The organism is uncultured Ferrovibrio sp., from assembly GCF_937960835.1.
Taxonomy (GTDB): Bacteria; Pseudomonadota; Alphaproteobacteria; order Ferrovibrionales; family Ferrovibrionaceae; genus Ferrovibrio.
Map to the genome: position 1 here is coordinate 95,370 of NZ_CALGPC010000018.1, position 17,062 is coordinate 112,431.

Annotated in this window: 18 protein-coding genes and 1 tRNA gene; 16 read left to right on the top strand and 3 right to left on the bottom strand. The window is 62.7% G+C overall.

The genetic code is table 11. The features are described from left to right. The first annotated feature begins 177 nt into the window (after positions 1–177). The gene (locus Q0603_RS17910; RefSeq protein WP_298728270.1) at positions 178–747 is read left to right on the top strand and encodes a hypothetical protein; all 570 of its coding nucleotides are present in this window, start codon (positions 178–180) and stop codon (positions 745–747) included. Beyond that, the gene (locus Q0603_RS17915; RefSeq protein WP_298728271.1) at positions 740–1,306 is read left to right on the top strand and encodes a hypothetical protein; all 567 of its coding nucleotides are present in this window, start codon (positions 740–742) and stop codon (positions 1,304–1,306) included. Before Q0603_RS17910 ends, Q0603_RS17915 begins: the two co-directional genes overlap by 8 nt. Here Q0603_RS17915 and Q0603_RS17920 read toward each other — a convergent pair whose 3' ends face one another. From Q0603_RS17920 to Q0603_RS17930, 3 genes are all read right to left on the bottom strand, one after another. Then, complete coding sequence (locus Q0603_RS17920) at positions 1,307–2,491, bottom strand: VWA domain-containing protein (protein WP_298728273.1); 1,185 nt, start codon at positions 2,489–2,491, stop codon at positions 1,307–1,309. It abuts the gene before it with no gap. A 30-nt stretch (positions 2,492–2,521) separates the two neighbouring features. Beyond that, a complete protein-coding gene (locus Q0603_RS17925) occupies positions 2,522–3,367 on the bottom strand; it encodes a MoxR family ATPase (protein ID WP_298728275.1) in 846 nt (281 codons plus the stop codon). A gap of 138 nt (positions 3,368–3,505) precedes the next feature. After that, positions 3,506–4,108 carry a MarR family winged helix-turn-helix transcriptional regulator gene (locus tag Q0603_RS17930; RefSeq protein WP_298728277.1) on the bottom strand — a complete coding sequence of 201 codons (603 nt, stop codon included), beginning with the start codon at positions 4,106–4,108 and terminating at the stop codon, positions 3,506–3,508. 167 nt (positions 4,109–4,275) lie between these two features. On the opposite strand from Q0603_RS17930, the gene Q0603_RS17935 reads away from it, so the two are divergent. From Q0603_RS17935 to nuoL, 14 genes are all read left to right on the top strand, one after another. Further along, a complete protein-coding gene (locus Q0603_RS17935; protein ID WP_298728279.1) occupies positions 4,276–5,202 on the top strand; it encodes an RNA polymerase factor sigma-32 in 927 nt (308 codons plus the stop codon). Between the two features lie 57 nt (positions 5,203–5,259). Beyond that, positions 5,260–5,336 (top strand) — tRNA-Asp (locus tag Q0603_RS17940). Between the two features lie 442 nt (positions 5,337–5,778). Continuing rightward, positions 5,779–6,144, top strand: a complete 366-nt coding sequence (locus Q0603_RS17945) for an NADH-quinone oxidoreductase subunit A (RefSeq protein ID WP_298728372.1) — start codon at positions 5,779–5,781, stop codon at positions 6,142–6,144. 11 nt (positions 6,145–6,155) lie between these two features. Continuing rightward, positions 6,156–6,728 (top strand): NADH-quinone oxidoreductase subunit B, encoded by a 573-nt coding sequence (locus Q0603_RS17950; RefSeq protein ID WP_298728374.1) that lies wholly within the window; start codon positions 6,156–6,158, stop codon positions 6,726–6,728. Positions 6,729–6,751: 23 nt separating this feature from the next. Continuing rightward, a complete protein-coding gene (locus Q0603_RS17955) occupies positions 6,752–7,411 on the top strand; it encodes an NADH-quinone oxidoreductase subunit C (RefSeq protein ID WP_298728281.1) in 660 nt (219 codons plus the stop codon). Between the two features lies 1 nt (position 7,412). Continuing rightward, positions 7,413–8,591 carry an NADH-quinone oxidoreductase subunit D gene (locus tag Q0603_RS17960; RefSeq protein ID WP_298728283.1) on the top strand — a complete coding sequence of 393 codons (1,179 nt, stop codon included), beginning with the start codon at positions 7,413–7,415 and terminating at the stop codon, positions 8,589–8,591. Continuing rightward, entirely contained in the window at positions 8,588–9,226 is a 639-nt protein-coding gene (gene nuoE, locus Q0603_RS17965; protein ID WP_298728285.1) for an NADH-quinone oxidoreductase subunit NuoE, read from the top strand. The genes Q0603_RS17960 and nuoE overlap by 4 nt, the downstream gene beginning before the upstream one ends. Positions 9,227–9,241: 15 nt before the next feature. Then, positions 9,242–10,540, top strand: coding sequence for an NADH-quinone oxidoreductase subunit NuoF (gene nuoF, locus Q0603_RS17970; RefSeq protein ID WP_298728287.1), 1,299 nt, complete (start codon positions 9,242–9,244; stop codon positions 10,538–10,540). Positions 10,541–10,573: 33 nt separating this feature from the next. Beyond that, the gene (nuoG, locus tag Q0603_RS17975) at positions 10,574–12,637 is read left to right on the top strand and encodes an NADH-quinone oxidoreductase subunit NuoG (RefSeq protein WP_298728289.1); all 2,064 of its coding nucleotides are present in this window, start codon (positions 10,574–10,576) and stop codon (positions 12,635–12,637) included. Beyond that, a complete protein-coding gene (gene nuoH / locus Q0603_RS17980) occupies positions 12,630–13,664 on the top strand; it encodes an NADH-quinone oxidoreductase subunit NuoH (RefSeq protein ID WP_298728291.1) in 1,035 nt (344 codons plus the stop codon). Before nuoG ends, nuoH begins: the two co-directional genes overlap by 8 nt. Before the next feature lie 11 nt (positions 13,665–13,675). After that, positions 13,676–14,164 (top strand): NADH-quinone oxidoreductase subunit NuoI, encoded by a 489-nt coding sequence (nuoI, locus tag Q0603_RS17985; RefSeq protein WP_298728293.1) that lies wholly within the window; start codon positions 13,676–13,678, stop codon positions 14,162–14,164. A 25-nt stretch (positions 14,165–14,189) separates the two neighbouring features. Further along, on the top strand, positions 14,190–14,804 hold the full coding sequence (locus Q0603_RS17990; RefSeq protein ID WP_298728294.1) for an NADH-quinone oxidoreductase subunit J: 615 nt from the start codon (positions 14,190–14,192) through the stop codon (positions 14,802–14,804). 2 nt (positions 14,805–14,806) lie between these two features. Continuing rightward, the gene (gene nuoK, locus Q0603_RS17995; protein WP_298728297.1) at positions 14,807–15,115 is read left to right on the top strand and encodes an NADH-quinone oxidoreductase subunit NuoK; all 309 of its coding nucleotides are present in this window, start codon (positions 14,807–14,809) and stop codon (positions 15,113–15,115) included. Between the two features lie 9 nt (positions 15,116–15,124). Further along, complete coding sequence (gene nuoL, locus Q0603_RS18000; protein ID WP_298728299.1) at positions 15,125–17,062, top strand: NADH-quinone oxidoreductase subunit L; 1,938 nt, start codon at positions 15,125–15,127, stop codon at positions 17,060–17,062.

The window sequence follows — 17,062 nt, forward strand, 5'->3', positions numbered from 1 at the left end:
TCTCCGCCCCTTGGGCGGCTGCAAAGGCCGGGGTTCTGCCCCGGCCTTTTTGCTTGGGCGAGGGGATCGCGCGAATCGCTGTCCCGGTTTGCAGATTCACCCGGCGTTTACCGTAAAACGGCGTTGATTTGGCTCCGGCTTTGCCTGACAGTGACGGCTGGAAAGTCACGAGGTTGAATGGTCGCCTTTATGGAACTCGCCGACGTTGTTTACGCGCTGCTGCCGTCGCTGCTGATGTTCTTTGCCGTTTCGCTCGGCGCCAGCAGCCTTGAGCGCTTTGTGAAGAATTACGCCCGCGGCAAGTTCGAAATCGAACGCCTGGCGCAGGAAGCGGAGAACATGCGCGAAAAGCTCGTCGGCTTAAGCGGCGAGCATAACGCGCTGTTTGAGGAAAAAGCCGCGCTTGAGCTGAAGCTGCAGGAAAAACAGAGCGCTTATGGCGAAAAGCTCGCCAAGGAAATCGAGTTCAGTGATCCCAACAACATTGTGATCTACGAGATCGGCATTCCGCGGCCACGCCAGATGGGCTGGTACATCAAGGCGATCGGGCCGGAGATGCACGAGATGTTCAGCGGGCCGGGCTCGACCGTCTGTCCGTTTCCTGGCCGGCGCGCGGCGCGGCTGATCATCTGGGGCAACGAAGACGAGGAAATGGCGCGGCTGCGCAGCAAGAAGGTGTTCGGCGCACTGTCCGAGATCATGGTGATCCGGCGCTTCGACGGCAAGCTGAGGATGAGCGATGTTTGACGCCTCGCTCTCCGAATTCGTCGGCTTTCTGGCATTGGCGGCCAATATCGGCATCGCGGTGATGATCATCCTGCTGCTGGGCGAGCGTTCGCATGTTGCCTGGAACCGCATCCGCTTGCAGGCCGACGAGCTGAGCGCGCTGCGCGATCAGATCGCCCATCAGGCGGAAACGTCCGAACAGATGATCGAGACGATGCGCGAGGAGATCGCCGATCTGAAAGGGCAGCTGCAGCGCGCCGAGGCGGATCTGGAAGCCTTGCAGCGGCGCCATCGCGAGGAGGATCTGCCGCTCGGCTACACCGCGACGCTGGTGGATGTGGTGGACCGTCGCTATCGCACCTGGCGGGTGCTGGTGCGCAATCCCGATCTCGGCGCCGATGCGGGCAGTTTCGCCCATCCGGCGCATCGCTGGATCGAAGGCCGGCTCTACGAAGTGCCGGCGCCGAATCTGGAATATGCGATCGGGGCGATGCAGCTGCGGCTGCCGCCCCGCGAAGGCTTCCAGATCGAACCGGCCCGCGAGCGCGTCGAGGAACCGGCCGAAGCGGTCATCATCTAACTAGCGGTTCAGTTCCTTCATGCCGCGCTCGATGCCGTCGAGCGTGAGCGGGAACATGCGGTTGCCCATGATCTGCCGCATGAGCTGCACCGATGGGGTGTAATCCCAGTATTTCTCCGGCACCGGATTGAGCCAGATCGCCTTCGGATAGGTGTCCAGCAGGCGCTGCATCCACACCGAGCCGGCTTCCTCGTTCCAGTGCTCGACGCTGCCGCCGGGCTGCACGATTTCGTATGGCGACATGGTCGCGTCGCCGACGAAGATGATCTTGTATTCGTGCTGATAGGTGCGCAGCACTTCCCAGGTCGGGATGAACTCCGTGTGGCGCCGGCGGTTGTCCTTCCACAGCTTCTCGTAGACGCAATTGTGGAAGTAGAAGAACTCCATATGCTTGAACTCGGCGCGCGCGGCCGAGAACAGCTCCTCGGTGACGCGGATATGGTCGTCCATCGAGCCGCCAATATCGAAGAGCAGCAGGACCTTCACCTTGTTGTGCCGCTCGGGCACCATCTTGATGTCGAGATAGCCGGCATTGGCGGCCGTCGACTTGATCGTGTCGGGCAGGTCGAGTTCGAGCTCGGCGCCTTCGCGGGCGAATTTGCGCAGGCGGCGCAGGGCGATCTTGATGTTGCGCGTGCCGATCTCGACACTGTCGTCGAGATTCTTGTATTCGCGCTTGTCCCAGACCTTCACGGCGCGGCGGTTGCGCGACTTGTCCTGGCCGATGCGCACTCCTTCCGGATTATAGCCATAGGCGCCGAAGGGAGAGGTGCCGGCAGTGCCGATCCATTTATTGCCGCCCTGGTGGCGGCCTTTCTGCTCTTCGAGACGCTTCTTCAGCGTCTCCATCAGCTTGTCCCAGCCGCCCAGCGCCTCGATCTGGCGCTTTTCCTCTTCAGTCAGGACTTTTTCGGCCAGCTTGCGCAGCCATTCCTCCGGAATCTCGGCAGTGATCTCGCTGCCCGCGCCGATGAATTCCAGGCCGTTGAAGCATTGCCCAAAGACGCGGTCGAACTTGTCGAGGTTGCGCTCGTCCTTCACCAGGGTGGCGCGGGCGAGGTAGTAGAAATCCTCCACCCGGTATTCCGGCACGCCCTTTTCCATCGCCTCGATCAGCGTCAGGTATTCCCGCAAGGTCGCGGGAACCTTGGCTTTGCGCAGTTCGAGGAAGAAGGTGATGAACATGCCGGCCTCGCGTTCCGGTCCGCTTCAGGCTCAGCCGCGCTCGCGGCGGGCGATGAAGGCGAGACGTTCGAACAGATGCACGTCCTGCTCGTTCTTCAGCAGTGCCCCGGCCAAAGGCGGAATCAGCTTGCCTTGCTCCTTGGTACGCAGCGCCTCCGGGGGCAGATCTTCCGCCATCAGCAGCTTGAGCCAATCCAGAAGTTCGGAGGTCGAGGGCTTCTTCTTCAGGCCGGGCGTTTCGCGGATGTCGTAGAAGATGTTGAGCGCATCACGCACCAGCGTCTTCTGGATGCCCGGATAATGCACCTCGACGATCTGCTCCATCGTCTCGCGATCGGGGAAACGGATGTAGTGGAAGAAGCAGCGGCGCAGGAAAGCGTCCGGCAGCTCCTTCTCGTTGTTCGAGGTGATGACGATGATCGGGCGCACCTTGGCCTTGATCGTCTCGCCCGTCTCGTAGACGAAGAACTCCATGCGATCGAGTTCGAGCAGCAGGTCGTTCGGAAACTCGATGTCGGCCTTATCGATCTCGTCGATCAGCAGAACGGGGCGAACGTCGGAGGTGAAGGCCTCCCACAGCTTGCCCTTCTTGATGTAGTTGCGGATGTCCTTCACTCGCTCGTCGCCAAGCTGGCTGTCGCGCAGGCGCGAGACGGCGTCGTATTCGTAAAGCCCCTGCTGTGCCTTGGTGGTCGACTTCACATGCCAGGTGAGCAGCGGCGCGTTCAGCGCCTTGGCGATCTCGATGGCCAGCACGGTCTTGCCGGTGCCGGGTTCGCCCTTCACCAGCAGCGGGCGTTCCAGGGCAATGGCCGCGTTGACCGCGACATTGAGGTCGTTCGTGGCGACGTAAGATTCAGTGCCAGTGAATTTCATTCGACGTTTCCCAGTTCTGGTGAGGCTCATCAGGAGAGGCTCAGCGGGGCGGCAGGCGCTCAACGCTAGGTCGGGGAAAGCAGCCGTGCAAGCGGTGACGTGACGTCAATCGCTTCGGAAAGGCGGCGGGAGGCCGGTTCAGCTCGCCGCTTTGTAGTTGACGCAGATCTTGGTCTTCTCTTGCGCGTCGATCGTCTGGCCGTTGTTGCCGCAGACGCCGGTTTCGCCATCGTCCTGGAGGCAGAAGAGGGAACAATCCTGGCAAACGCCGAATTCCATGATCTTGTGGTGGGTCTGCAGGTCGTGCAGCAGTCGGGTGAGGCCCTTTACGAGCTGCGGTCCCAGATCGTCGGCCATCTCGGTGGCGGCACGCTCCAGCGTCTGCATGGGATCCTTGGCCAGCATCGCTTCGCCGGCTTCAGTCAGGCAGAGCTCCACCTGGCGGCGGTCGCAGGATTTCTTGCAGCGGGTGATGAGGCCCTTGCCTTCGAGGGCGATTAGGGTTTGCGACACCGTGCCCTTGGTGGCTCCGAGATATTCTGCGAGCGCGGTGGGCGAGCGGGACAGCTTGTTGGCCTGGGCGATGTAGCGCAGCGCTTCCCACTGGGCGGGATTGAGGCCATCGACGAATTGCAGCTCGCGGGTCAGCCGCGACAGGCGGTCGAGGAGGAGGATAACCCGTTGAGCGACCGGGCTTTTTTCCCCGTTCGTCAGGATCTCAGAGAGAGGTGTGACCGGCATCACGGTTTTGTATCGACTCGAAATTAAATCCTTGTCGGCCCACGAAGGAGGGGAGTAACCTTGGGATCGTATCGACACGATACCACTTAGCCAGCCCCGCCCGGCTGCCGTTCAAGAACCCAACCTAGAACAGCAGCGGGTAAAAGTCGATGGAGGGAGAGCAAAATATGGCCCCCGAGCGTACATCCCGGACTTTGGACGGCGCCGACCGGCGCTATCTGTCGACCGTCATGAGTAAAGCCATGCTGAGCGAGGAGGAGGAACTCGACCTCGCCCGGCGCTGGCGCAACAACGGCGAGCATGCCGCCATGCAGAAGCTGATCTCGGCCTATCTCCGGCTGGTGGTCGCGACTGCGGCGCGCTTCCGCAATTACGGCCTGCCGATGCCTGACCTGATCCAGGAGGGCAATGTCGGCCTGATGCTGGCCGTGAACCGCTTCGACCCCGAGCGCGGCGTGCGGTTCTCGACCTATGCCGCCTGGTGGATTCGCTCGTCGATCCAGGAATACGTGCTGCGCAACTGGTCGATCGTACGCTCCGGCACGTCCGCGGGCCAAAAAGCGCTGTTCTTCAACCTTCGCTGGCTGCGCGCCAAGCTGGAACGAGCCGGTGGCGGCACGATCACGCTGGACGATGCCACGCGGGATGAGATCGCCACGGCGCTCAAGGTGTCCCCAGCCGATGTCGCCGCGATGGCTCAGCGCCTGGCGGCACGCGACCACTCGCTGAACGAAACGGTGGGCGGCGAAGAGGGCGGCGACGCCTTCCAGGACTTCCTGGCCGATCCCAATCCGAATCCGGAGGAAATCGTCACCACGAAGATGGATGGCGGCCTGCGGCATGAATGGCTGGTGGAATCGCTCAAGGAACTGAGCCCGCGCGAACAGCTCATCATCGTCGAGCGCATGCTCAAGGACGAGAAAACAACGCTGGAAGAGCTTGGCAGCCGGCTTGGCGTGACTAAGGAACGCGTGCGCCAGATCGAAACCAAGGCCTTCCGGAAGCTGCAAAACCTGGTTCTGCGGCGCTCAAAACAGGCCAATGAACGGCCCGCGCAACGGCTGGAAGATCTAAGCGGCTTCGCGGCTGCATAATTCGGCTGACCTGTGCTTGACTTCGGCGGCGGCGGAGGGTAAACCGCCGCCTGCCGCGGGGGTGTAGCTCAGTTGGTTAGAGCGCCGGCCTGTCACGCCGGAGGTCGCGGGTTCAAGTCCCGTCACTCTCGCCACTCCCGCCGGTATCCCGAAAATCCCATCACAACAAACAGTAACGAGCGCCATCTGATACGGCGCATCGGCGGCTGACCGACTCGGCACCTGGAAAAGTCCGTCGCGTATGGTGGTTCGGATGAACGCGTGCCGCGCGTTTCCGTTTAGAGCCTTCGGCCGGCGAAGGAACCGAAAGCAGTATTGCGGGTAATCGGGCATCATGCTTCACGACGCGCCGCAGCGCACTCCGCGCCAGAAAAATCCATGCTTTGCTGCCTTCAGGCAGGGCTGACAGCCGGCCGCAAGCGAGGGCGAAAATCGGTTCCGGGGCGGCCACTTGCGGCAATTTTTGGCGAATGGTCGTGTTGCAGCGCCAGAGAGAACCGGCTAGAACAGCCACGGCTTCGGGGAGGGGTGGGCCTCTCCAAAGCAGACCGCTTTTTTTATGGAAGGGGAATGACCGTGGACGCCCTGCTACGGGAATACCTGCCGATCCTGCTTTTTCTCGGCCTAGCAATCGTACTGGCTGTGGTCTTGGCCCTGCTGCCCTTCGTGGCCGCCAAGCGCGCCCCTGATCCTGAAAAGAATTCGACTTACGAATGCGGTTTCGAGCCGTTCAGCGATTCGCGCAAACAATTCGACGTCCGCTTCTATCTGGTCGCCATCCTTTTCATCATCTTCGACCTGGAAGTGGCCTTCCTTTTCCCCTGGGCGATCTCGCTGGGTGAGGTCGGTGTGTATGGTTTCTGGTCGATGGTCGTTTTCCTCGGCGTTCTGACCATCGGCTTTATTTATGAGTGGAAGAAGGGAGCGCTGGAATGGGAATGAGCGACGGCGCCATGACCAAGCCTCAGGCGGCGGGCCTGCCCGGCGCCCCCGGCATGTCGGCCAGCAATCTGGTCCAGCCCGGTTCCCCGCAGGACACGTTCTTCAAGGATATCTCCGACGAGCTGGCCGATAAGGGCGTGGTGATCTCCACGCTCGACAAGCTGGCAAACTGGGCGCGCACCGGCTCGCTCTGGCCGATGACCTTCGGCCTGGCCTGCTGCGGCGTGGAGATGATTCACGCTTACATGGCGCGTTACGATCTCGACCGCTTCGGTTCGATGCCGCGCGCTTCGCCCCGCCAGTCCGACGTGATGATCGTCGCCGGCACGCTGACCAACAAGATGGCGCCGGCGCTGCGCAAGCTCTACGACCAGATGGCCGAGCCGCGCTACGTCATCTCGATGGGAAGCTGCGCCAATGGCGGCGGCTATTACCATTATTCCTACTCGGTGGTGCGCGGCTGCGACCGCATCGTTCCGGTCGACGTCTACGTCCCCGGCTGTCCGCCAACTGCCGAGGCGCTGGTCTACGGTCTTCTGCAATTGCAGAAGAAGATCTGGCGCACCGGAACGATTGCGCGCTGACGCGTGCGCTGAGGACGGCGAGTATGACCGAGACCACTGCCCCAGATAGGAAGACGCTCGTGCACAAGCAGGAGCAGGCGCTGCGTGAGCTTGGCGAGCATATCGCGGCCAGCCTTGGAGCTGACGTGCTCGAATGGAGCGTCGCCAAGGCCGAGCTGACGATCCGCGTTCCCGCCGAGCGCATCACCAAGGTGCTGACCTTCCTGCGCGACGATGGCAATTGCCAGTTCGCCCAGCTGATGGACATCTGCGGCGTCGACTGGCCGGAGCGGCCCAAGCGTTTCGACGTCGTCTATCACCTGCTCAGCCTGAAGCTGAACCAGCGCATCCGCGTAAAGGTGGAGACTGACGAGGAGACGCCGGTGCCGTCCGTGACCGGCGTTTTCTCTTCCGCCGGCTGGTTCGAGCGCGAAACCTGGGACATGTATGGCGTGATGTTCTCCGGCCATCCGGACCTGCGCCGCATCCTCTCCGATTACGGCTTCGAGGGTCATGCGCAGCGCAAGGACTTCCCACTCAGCGGCTATGTCGAGGTGCGTTACGACAACGAGCAGAAGCGCGTGGTCTACGAGCCGGTGCAGCTGACGCAGGAATTCCGCCGTTTCGATTTCATGAGTCCGTGGGAAGGCGCCCAGTACGTGTTGCCGGGCGACGAGAAGGCGGGCGAGGGGGCCAAGTCCTAAGATGGCCGAAGTCACGATTGCCAACTACATGGTCAATTTCGGGCCGCAGCATCCTGCGGCCCACGGCGTGCTGCGCCTGGTGATGGAGCTGGATGGCGAGATCGTCGAGCGTTGCGATCCGCATATCGGCCTGCTGCATCGCGGCACCGAGAAGCTGATCGAATACAAGACGTATCTCCAGGCGATGCCTTATTTCGACCGGCTCGACTATGTCGCGCCGATGAGCCAGGAGCACGCCTTCGTGCTGGCCACCGAGCGTCTGCTCGGCTTGGAAGTGCCGGCGCGCGGTCAGGCGATCCGCGTGCTGTTTGCCGAGATCAGCCGCCTGTTGAACCATCTGCTCAACGTCACCACGCATGCGCTCGATTGCGGTGCGATGACGCCGGCGCTCTGGGGCTTCGAAGAGCGCGAGAAGCTGATGGAGTTCTACGAGCGGGTCTCGGGCGCCCGCATGCATGCGGCGTATTTCCGTCCCGGCGGCGTGCACCAGGACATGCCCAAAGGCATGGACGAGGACATCATCAATTACCTGCCGCGCATGCTGAAGGTGATCGATGATATCGAAGGCCTGCTGACCGAGAACCGCATCTATCGCCAGCGCAACGTTGATATCGGCGTGATCAGCGCCAAGGATGCGATGGACTGGGGCTTCTCCGGCGTGATGCTGCGCGGCTCGGGCGTTGCCTGGGACCTGCGCAAGTCGCAGCCTTACGACGGCTACGAGAAGTACGATTTCGATATTCCGGTCGGCAAGAACGGCGATTGCTTCGACCGCTATCTGTGCCGCATCGAGGAGATGCGCCAGAGTGCCCGGATCATCAAGCAGTGCATCGAGACGATGCCAGGCGGCCCGGTTTCGTCCGACGACCGCAAGATCGTGCCGCCGCGGCGTGGCGAGATGAAGCGCTCGATGGAAGCGCTGATCCATCACTTCAAGCTCTACACCGAAGGCTTCCACGTGCCGGCTGGCGAAACCTACGCCGCCGTCGAGGCGCCGAAGGGCGAGTTCGCCGTCTATCTGATTTCGGACGGCACCAACAAACCGTACCGGTGCCGCATCCATGCGCCGGGCTTTGCCCATCTGCAGGCCACCGACTTCATGTCGAAGGGGCATATGCTGGCCGACGCCGTCTCTATCGTCGGTAACATGGATATCGTGTTCGGGGAGATCGATCGATGAGTGGCGTCCATATCGCACCCCCCGAGCAGCAGCCGGCGAGCTTCGAGTTCACGCCGGAGAATCTGGAGCTGGCGAAGAAGATCATCGCCAAGTATCCGCAGGGCCGCCAGCAGAGCGCGGTCATGCCGCTGCTCGACTTGGCCCAGCGTCAGCACGACAACTGGGTTCCGCAGGCGGCGATCCGCTACATCGCCGAGATGCTCGGCATGCCGGTGATCCGCGTGCTCGAGGTCGCCAGCTTCTACACGATGTACAACCTGGCACCGGTCGGGAAGAACTTCATCCAGGTCTGCACGACGACGCCGTGCTGGCTGCGCGGCTCCGACAAGGTGGTTGCGGCCTGCAAGAAGCATCTTGGCATCGGCCCGGGCGAGACGACGCCGGACGGCAAGTTTACCGTGATCGAGGTGGAATGCCTCGGCGCCTGCGTGAATGCGCCGATGATGCAGATCGGCGACGACTTCTACGAGGATCTGGACGAGGAGTCGACCGGCAAGATTCTGGAGGCGCTGAAACGTGGCGAGACGCCGAAGCCCGGCCCGCAGAACGGCCGTCTGTCCTCCGAGCCGTTCGGCGGTCCGACCACATTGACCAGCTTCAATCCGCCGGCCTCCGCTGGCGGCAGTGACGATTAAGGCGGAGCCAGCCCCATGTTGCAGGACAAGGACCGCATCTTCACCAATCTCTACGGCCAGCAGTCGTGGCGGCTTGAAGCTGCCCGCAAGCGCGGCGATTGGGACAATACCAAGGCCATTCTTGAGAAGGGACAGGACTGGATCATCGAAGAGGTGAAGAAGTCCGGTCTGCGCGGCCGCGGCGGCGCGGGCTTCCCGACCGGCCTGAAATGGTCCTTCATGCCCAAGCAGTCCGACGGGCGCCCCAGCTATCTCGTGGTCAATGCCGACGAGGGCGAGCCGGGAACCTGCAAGGACCGCGACATGATGCGTCACGATCCGCATAAGCTGGTTGAAGGCTGCCTGATCGCCGGTTTCGCCATGCGCGCGGTGGCGGCCTACATCTATATCCGTGGCGAGTTCTACCGCGAGGCCCAGAACCTGCAGGCCGCCATCGACGAAGCCTATGCCGCCGGTCTGATCGGCAAGAATGCCTGCGGCTCGGGCTACGATTTCGACGTCTACATCCATCGCGGCGCCGGCGCTTATATCTGTGGCGAGGAAACCGCGCTGATCGAAAGCCTGGAGGGCAAGAAGGGCCAGCCGCGCCTGAAGCCGCCTTTCCCGGCCAATGTCGGCGTCTGGGGCTGCCCGACCACGGTCAACAATGTGGAAAGCATCGCGGTGGTGCCGACCATCCTGCGCCGCGGCGGCGACTGGTTTGCCAGCCTCGGCCGGCCGAACAACACCGGCACCAAGGTCTTCTGCATTTCCGGCCATGTGAACAAGCCGTGCAATGTGGAAGAGGAGATGGGCATCCCGCTCAAGGAGCTGATCGAGAAGCATGCCGGCGGCGTGCGCGGCGGCTGGGACAACCTGCTGGCCGTGATCCCGGGCGGCTCCTCCGTGCCGCTGCTGCCCAAGGAAATCTGCGACGACGTGCTGATGGATTTCGACAGCCTGCGTGCTCAGCGCTCGGGCCTTGGCACCGCGGCCGTCATCGTCATGGACAAGTCGACCGACATCGTGCGCGCCATCGCGCGCCTGTCGAAGTTCTACAAGCATGAATCCTGCGGCCAGTGCACGCCGTGCCGCGAAGGCACCGGCTGGATGTGGCGGGTGATGGAGCGTCTGGTCGAGGGCCGCGCCGAGAAGCGCGAGATCGACATGCTGCTCGAGGTCACCACGCAGGTGGAAGGCCATACGATTTGCGCGCTCGGCGATGCCGCGGCGTGGCCGATCCAGGGCCTGATCCGGCATTTCCGCGGCGAAATCGAACGCCGCATCGACGCCCGCCATGCTGGCCAGCCGGTTCTGCCGGTTGCGGCCGAGTGACGGTAGCGAAGCGTAGGCGGGGAAGGTAGACGCATGCCCACGTTGACCATTGACGGGATTGAGGTAACGGTCGAGCCCGGCTCGACTGTGCTGCAGGCTTGCGAAGCGGCCGGCAAGGAAATCCCGCGTTTCTGCTATCACGAGCGCCTGTCGATCGCCGGCAATTGCCGTATGTGCTTGGTCGAGCAGGAGAAGGCGCCGAAGCCGATCGCATCCTGCGCGATGCCGGCCGCCGATGGCATGGTGATCAAGACTGACACGCCGATGGTCAAGAAGGCCCGCGAAGGCGTGATGGAATTCCTGCTGATCAACCATCCGCTGGACTGCCCGATCTGCGACCAGGGCGGCGAGTGCGACCTGCAGGACCAGGCCATGGGCTATGGCCGTGGCACCTCGCGCTATGACGAGAACAAGCGCGCGGTCAAAGACAAGTATATGGGCCCGCTGATCGAAACGGTGATGACGCGCTGCATCCACTGCACGCGCTGCATCCGCTTCGCGCAGGAGATCGCCGGCGTGCCCGAACTCGGCGCCATTGGCCGCGGCGAGGACATGCAGATCACCACTTATCTTGAGCAGGCGCTGACCTCGGAGCTGTCCGGCAACGTCATCGACCTCTGCCCGGTAGGTGCGCTGACCTCCAAGCCCTACGCCTTCACCGCGCGCGCCTGGGAATTGCGCAAGACCGAAAGCGTCGACGTGATGGATGCCGTCGGCGCCAACATCCGCATCGACGTGCGCGGCCGCGAAGTGATGCGCGTGCTGCCGCGCCTGAACGAAGAGGTCAACGAGGAATGGCTCTCGGATAAGAGCCGCTTCGCCTATGACGGCCTGAAGCATCGCCGTCTGGACCGCCCCTATGTGCGCAAGGACGACAAGCTGCAGGAAGCCTCCTGGGGCGAGGCCTTCGCGGCCATTGCCAATGCGCTGCAGGGCCTGAATGGCAGCCAGATCGCCGCCATCGCGGGCGATCTCGCCTGCGCCGAGAGCGTCATGGCCCTCAAGGATCTGATGGGCAAGCTGGGCTCGCCCAATCTGGATTGCCGTCAGGACGGGGCCAAGATCGACCCGGCGACCCGCGCCGGCTATCTCTTCAACAGCGGCATCGCCGGCATTGAAGAGGCCGATGCGATCCTGCTGGTCGGCACCAATCCGCGCCGCGAAGCGGCCCTGATCAACGCCCGTATCCGCAAGCGCTATCTGCGCGGCAACGTCAAGATCGGTCTGATCGGCGAGCAGGTGCCGCTGACCTATCGCGTCGATTACCTTGGCGCCGGTCCGTCGACGCTGAAGGACATTGCCGAAGGCAAGCATGCTTTCGCGGACGTGCTGAAGTCCGCCCAGCGGCCGATGCTGATCATCGGTCAGGGTGCGCTCACGCGGGCCGATGGCGCCGCCATCCTGGCGCTCGCCCGCCAGGTGGCCGAGAACTGCGGTCTGGTGAAGGACGGCTGGAACGGCTTCAACATGCTGCACACGGCTGCCAGCCGTGTCGGCGCGCTCGATCTCGGCTTCGTGCCGGGCGAGGGCGGCCGCGACGTTGCGGCGATCCAGGCCGGTGCGATTTCGGGGGCGGTGAAGTTCGTCTACCTGCTCGGTGCCGATGAGCTCGACACCAGCGCCTTCGGTTCGGCCTTCGTCGTCTATCAGGGCAGCCATGGCGATGCCGGCGCCAAGCGCGCCGACGTGATCCTGCCGGGCGCGGCCTATCCCGAGAAGGACGCCACCTGGGTGAATACCGAGGGCCGCGTGCAGCTTGGCCGTCGCGCTGCGGTTCCGCCGGGCGAGGCCCGTGAGGACTGGGCGATCATCCGCGCCCTGTCGGACGTGCTCGGCCAGACCCTGCCGTACGACAATCTCGGCCAGCTGCGCCGCCGCATGCTGGAGGCGGCGCCGCATTTCGCCGCCGTCGACAAGCTGACGCCGGCTGCCTGGGGCAGCTTCGGCACGCCGGGTTCGATCACCGACGCGCCATTCAAGTCACCGATTGACGATTTCTACCTGACCAACCCGATCGCCCGCGCCTCGGCTGTCATGGCCGAATGCTCTGCCATCGCGCGCGGCGAAACCACGCCGAAGACGGGCACCCATGACTGACGCTTTCTGGAACACGCTCTGGACCGGTTATGTCTTCCCGGGCGGGACGATCCTGGTCCATATCCTGATGCTCGTCGTGCCGCTGCTGATCGCGGTGGCCTACCTGACCCTGATGGAGCGCAAGGTGCTGGCGGCGATGTCGCTGCGCATGGGCCCGAACGTGGTCGGCCCCTTCGGCCTGCTGCAGCCCTTCGCGGATGCCGTGAAGCTGATCTTCAAGGAGCCGATCATCCCGTCGGGTGCGAACAAGTTCCTGTTCATCGCCGCACCCTGCATCACCTTCATCCTGGCGCTGATTGCCTGGGCGGTGATCCCGGTGGCCGATGGCTGGGTGATCGCCGACATCAATGTCGGCGTGCTGTATCTCTTCGCGATCTCCTCGCTTGGCGTCTACGGCATCATCATCGCCGGCTGGTCGTCGAATTCGCGTTATGCCTTCCTCGGCGCGCTGCGCTCCTCGGCGCAGATGGTGTCCTACGAAGTCTCGATGGGCTTCGTGATCATCACCGTGCTGCTCTGCGTCGGCTCGCTCAACCTCGTCGATATCGTGGAAGCGCAGAAGACGGTCTGGTTTGCACTGCCGCTCTTCCCGATGTTCGTCATCTTCTTCATCTCGGCCCTGGCGGAGACCAACCGGCATCCCTTCGACCTGCCGGAAGCCGAGGCCGAGCTGGTCGCTGGCTATCAGGTCGAATATTCGTCGATGACCTTCGCGCTGTTCTTCCTTGGCGAATACGCGAACATGATCCTGATGTCGGGCATGACCTCCATCCTGTTCCTGGGAGGCTGGCTGCCGCCGCTGGACATTGCGCCATTCAATTGGATCCCGGGCATCGTCTGGTTCTGCCTCAAGATCTTCGTCTTGCTGTTCGTCTTCATCTGGGTGCGCGCCACCGTGCCGCGCTATCGCTATGACCAGCTGATGCGTCTGGGCTGGAAGGTCTTCCTGCCGGTGTCGCTGTTCTGGGTGATTGCCACCGCCGGCGTGCTGGTCGCCTTCGACCTGCTGCCTCAGGGCATGAAGTAGGAGTACCGGTTATGGCATTTCTCGACCGTAGCGCCCGCACAATCTTCCTCTGGGAAGTTCTCAAAGGCCTGGGACTCACCTTCGCCTACATGTTCAAGAAGCGGGCGACGGTGAACTATCCCTACGAAAAGGGACCGCTCAGCCCGCGTTTCCGCGGTGAGCATGCCTTGCGCCGCTACGCCAATGGCGAAGAGCGCTGCATCGCCTGCAAGCTGTGCGAGGCGATCTGCCCGGCGCTGGCCATCACCATCGAGGCCGAGCCGCGGGAAGACGGCTCGCGCCGCACCACGCGCTACGACATCGACATGACGAAGTGCATCTATTGCGGCTTCTGCCAGGAAGCCTGCCCGGTGGATGCCATCGTCGAAGGTCCGAACTTTGAGTTCGCCACCGAGACCCGCGAGGAATTGTTTTACGACAAGAACAAGCTGCTCGCGAATGGTGAGCGCTGGGAATACGAGATTTCGCGCAACATCGCCGCGGACGCGCCGTACCGTTGAGCGCGCTGACGGCGAGGGGGTAGACATGATCATCCAGGCCTTGGCCTTTTACCTGTTTGCGGCGATCACCGTGGCTTCGGCCTTCATGGTGATCGCGTCACGCAATCCGGTACACAGCGTATTGTTCCTGATCCTGGCCTTCTTCAATGCGGCCGGGTTGTTCGTTCTGATGGGCGCCGAGTTCCTGGCGATGATCCTGGTGATCGTCTATGTCGGCGCCGTCGCGGTGCTGTTCCTGTTCGTGGTGATGATGCTCGACATCAATTTCGTCGAGCTGCGCCAGGGCTTCCTCCAGTACCTGCCGATCGGCGGTCTGGTGGGCGCCATCCTGCTGATCGAACTTGCGCTGGTGCTTGGCAGCTGGGCGGTGGCGCCGGCAGCCCAGCAGGTCGCGATGGACCCGATCCCCCCCATTGAAGACGTCACCAACACCCATGCGCTGGGTGCGGTGCTCTACACCAAATACATCTATCTGTTCCAAGGCGCCGGCCTGATCCTGCTGGTCGCCATGATCGGCGCCATCGTTCTGACGCTGCGTTCCCGTCCGGGCGTGCGGCGCCAGAACATCGCCGAGCAGGTGAGCCGCCGCCGCGAAGACGCCGTGGCGATCAAGAAGGTCGAGCCGGGGCAGGGAATCTGATCATGACCATCGGACTTGGACATTACCTCACGGTTGCCGCCATCCTGTTCACGCTCGGGATCATCGGCATCTTCCTGAACCGTAAGAACGTGATCGTCATCCTGATGTCGATCGAGCTGATGCTGCTGGCCGTCAACATCAACCTGGTGGCGTTCTCAACGCATCTGCAGGATCTGGTCGGCCAGGTCTTTGCGCTGTTCGTATTGACCGTGGCGGCCGGCGAGGCGGCCATCGGCCTGGCCATCCTGGTGGTCTATTTCCGCAACCGCGGCACCATCGCGGTCGAAGACATCAATTTGATGAAGGGTTAAGAGGCGGCGATGACGATATACCATCTGATCGTTTTCCTGCCGCTGCTGGCTGCGATCGTTGCCGGCTTCTTCGGCCGCCGGATCGGCGATGCGGCCTCCATGGCGGCGACCTGCATTGCCGTCGGCATCGGCGCGATCCTGTCCTGGGTGGCGCTGTATCAGGTCGTCGGCCAGGGTAACGTGGTCACTGTGAAGGTGCTCGACTGGATCGATTCCGGCAGCTTCAGCGTCGATTGGGCGCTGAAGATCGACCAGCTCACTGCCGTCATGCTGGTGGTGGTGAACACGGTCTCGGCTTTGGTGCACATCTACTCCGTCGGCTATATGAGCCACGATCCCAGCCGGCCGCGTTTCTTTGCCTATCTGTCGCTGTTCACCTTCGCCATGCTGATGCTGGTCACGGCGGACAACTTCGTGCAGCTCTACATGGGCTGGGAAGGCGTTGGTCTGGCCTCCTACCTGCTGATCGGCTTCTGGTTCCACAAGCCCTCGGCCAATGCCGCGGCGATCAAGGCCTTCGTCGTCAACCGTGTCGGCGATTTCGGCTTCGCGCTTGGCATCATGACGCTGTTCTTCGCCACCGGTTCGGTCAGCTTCGAGACGGTCTTCGCTGCTGCCCCCGACCTTGCTGGCAAGACCTTCAACTTCCTGGGCGGCGAGTGGGACATCCTGACTGTCGCCACGTTCCTCTTGTTCCTCGGCGCTATGGGCAAGTCGGCTCAGCTCGGCCTGCACACCTGGCTGCCGGACGCAATGGAAGGCCCCACCCCGGTTTCGGCGCTGATCCATGCTGCGACCATGGTTACCGCGGGCGTCTTCATGGTGGCGCGCTGTTCGCCGCTGTTCGAATACGCGCCCGATACGCTGGCTTTTGTCACTGTCATCGGCGCTTCGACGGCGTTCTTCGCTGCTACCGTCGGCCTGGCCCAGAACGACATCAAGCGCGTGATCGCATATTCGACCTGCTCGCAGCTCGGCTACATGTTCTTTGCGCTGGGCGTCTCGGCCTATCCGGCCGCGATCTTCCACCTGTTCACCCACGCCTTCTTCAAGGCGCTGCTGTTCCTGGGCGCGGGCTCGGTGATCCATGCCGTCGATGGCGAGCAGGACATGCGCAAGATGGGCGGTCTGTGGAAGCACATCAAGATCACCTACGCGATGATGTGGATCGGCAGCCTGGCCCTGGCTGGTCTGCCGTTCTTTGCCGGCTACTACTCGAAGGACATGATCCTCGAAGCCGCCTTCGCAGCCGGCAGCGGGGTGGGGCAGTATGCCTTCGTGCTCGGCATGGCCGCGGCGATCCTGACCGCCTTCTATTCCTGGCGCCTGCTATTCATGACCTTCCATGGCGAGCCGCGCGCGGATCATCATGTCATGGAGCATGTGCATGAGAGCCCATGGGTCATGCTGGTCCCGCTCTTCGTGCTGGCTGCCGGCGCGCTGTTTGCCGGTGTCGCCTTCGCGCCGGGCATGATCGGCCATCACTGGCAGGAATTCTGGGGCAACTCGATCGTGATCCTGCCGGATCACAAGGCGATGGAAGCCGCCCATGACGTGCCGCTCTGGGTCAAGCTTGGCCCTATCGTGGTCGGCCTGGTTGGCATCTTCGTTGCCTGGATTGCCTATATCCGCGATACCGGCCTGCCGGCGCGGGCTGTGAAGCAGCATCAGGTGTTGTATCAGTTCCTGCTGAACAAGTGGTATTTCGACGAGATTTACGACTTTTTGTTCGTGCGCCCTGCCATGTGGCTCGGCCGCCTGTTCTGGAAGGGCGGTGACGGCAAGATCATCGACGGCCTTGGCCCCGATGGCTTCGCTGCCACGGTGGTCCGTCTGGCCAAGCGTGCCAGTATCCTGCAATCCGGCTACGTCTATCACTACGCCTTCGCCATGCTGGTCGGCGTAGCGGCGCTGGTGACCTACTTCTTTACCGTTATGGGGCACTGA